Consider the following 2,301-nt stretch of genomic DNA (forward strand, 5'->3'; position numbering starts at 1 on the left):
TAAATTGTTTTTGGTCGAACTAATTTTACTAAGGATATACCTTTTTTTCTATATTTCCAGAAAAACGAATTTACACAAGATATTTTATGCTATCTCATCTTTACTAAATTTACTTAAATACATATAATTATTGAAACAAGAATATAATGAGGGCAACTTGATGGAATATAAAACTGTTGATGAGCAAATCAACTATTTAAAAGAAACATTCGATTCATAATAGGAATTGTATAAATTATTTCGAATACTTAATCAAAAAGTTGAGGCCTATTTTTAACAGTTTTAAGCTATGATATATGAATTGATTTGCTTGCATCAAGACAAGTGATTAACTAATCATTTTTGATCACACTTAAATCTTGGAGGTAGTTTATGAAGATTTCAGTCGCAATGGCAACTTATAACGGTGAAAAATATATACAAAAACAATTAGATTCTATTTTGAATCAGAGTCATAAAGTGAATGAAATTATTTTGGTAGATGATAAATCTACGGATAACACGAGAGAAGTAATTCAGAAGTATATCCAACAACATCCAGAAATGAAATTTTCATTCTATGTAAATGAAGTAAATCTGGGATATAAGAAAAACTTTAAAAAAGCGATGTCTTATTGTAGAGGAGAGTATATTTTTCTGTGTGATCAAGATGATATATGGCTTTTAAATAAAGTAGAAGAAATGATTGCCATCATGGATACACATCCCAACATACTTTCACTAGCTTCCTCTTTTTCTTTTGTTGATAAAGATGGCAAGACTTTTGAAGTAGAAAAAGTTAAAGGTTTATCCAATAACAATCTACTTAGAATGGTAGTAAATACAAATGATGTAGTGGAAGTTACTTTTGAGACATTATTAACACAAAATTCATTCCAGGGATGTGCTTTAGTTATACGACAAGAATTAAATCAAAGGTTTCAAGAATGTTTTACAGAAGACTTATTTCATGATTGGTTAATTAACTTATTGGCAGCAGAACAAAAGGGAATGTATTTTTACAACAAATCGTTGTTTCTTTATAGGATTCACGGTAAAAACACAATAGGGATTAATGAGCAGGAGCATTACACGAAAAAAGAACATGCGCAAAAAAGAAATGAGCTTAAAACAAGACTTTTATTAGCTCAATACCCTTTGGAAACTTTAAAAAAGTTAGAAAAAACAGAACCAAGATTATCGCAGTATCAACCAGATTATAAGAAACGAATGATGTTTTATCAAAATCATATTGATTATTTAACTAATGGTAATGTGATAAAGCTTTTTTTACAGAATTTTAGTTCTTATTACAAAGGAATGAAAACAAAAAAAGCCCGGATCATGGATTTGATTTTTGCGTTTAAACAAAAATTTAAATCCATTTAATTCCCTATTTTAGGAATATTTTATAACAATTCCTTGAGTAGGGAATTATTTGTCAATATACTATGAATGAGGTATGAAATGAATACAATAAATCCTTGTTATGAGATCTCATTGATTCCAAAAATATTGAGCATAGACAAGAAGTACAGACAAATTTATTAAATACTTTAGATAGGATCAATTCTAAATACTGTCAATCGATAGTTTCCAAATTTAAAATTACTTTAGGAGATGAATTTGAGGGATTAATGAGTGTAAACGGTGATTGGATTTGTATTATAAATGAGTTGTTTTTTTCACTGCATCCAATAAAGATTCGATTTGGAGTAGGAGTTGGAAACATTACAACACAGATTCAAACGATGAATGTCCAGGAAATGGATGGTCCTGCCTTTCATTTGGCTCGTAAGGCGATTAAACTGTTAACAAAAGAAAAACAAAAATACCGGGGAAATATCAATTATTTTAAAATTTATACTCATGATCAATTAAAAACGGAAATTATGAATAATACCTTGTCGTTACTTTCCATTTTATATAGTAGTTACACAAGTCGCCAAGTTGAAATCTTGCATGCTTATATGAATCATGAAATGAACTAGTTTAAAACGGCAGCCTTTTTAAAGATAGGTCAACCAGCTATCAGTAAAACATTAAAGAAAACAGAGTTTTATAAGGTGAAAGATTCATGGGATTTGTTAAATACATTAGTTATGAGTATAGAAGAAAATGGCTAAGAGCTTTTTATTTATATTATTGATAATTATGTTTTAGTAGACTTTTATGTTTTAAAGTTTTTACACAAATCAAAGATGGTTTTATATCCACTACTGTAAACGATAGCATAAAATATCTTGTGTAAATTCGTTTTTCTGGAAATATAGAAAAAAAAGGTATATCCTTAGTAAAATTAGTTCGACCAAAAACAATTTA

Annotated in this window: 2 protein-coding genes; both read left to right on the plus strand. The window is 28.1% G+C overall.

Features of this window, described 5'->3' with window-relative positions; translation table 11 throughout:
• The first annotated feature begins 372 nt into the window (after positions 1–372).
• A complete protein-coding gene (locus G413_RS11575) occupies positions 373–1,368 on the plus strand; it encodes a glycosyltransferase family 2 protein (RefSeq protein WP_022790801.1) in 996 nt (331 codons plus the stop codon).
• A gap of 110 nt (positions 1,369–1,478) precedes the next feature.
• Complete coding sequence (locus G413_RS0110455; protein ID WP_081637676.1) at positions 1,479–1,970, plus strand: SatD family protein; 492 nt, start codon at positions 1,479–1,481, stop codon at positions 1,968–1,970.
• The last annotated feature ends 331 nt before the right edge of the window (positions 1,971–2,301 follow it).

It is taken from the genome of Faecalicoccus pleomorphus DSM 20574, assembly GCF_000420345.1.
GTDB lineage: Bacteria > Bacillota_I > Bacilli_A > Erysipelotrichales > Erysipelotrichaceae > Faecalicoccus > Faecalicoccus pleomorphus.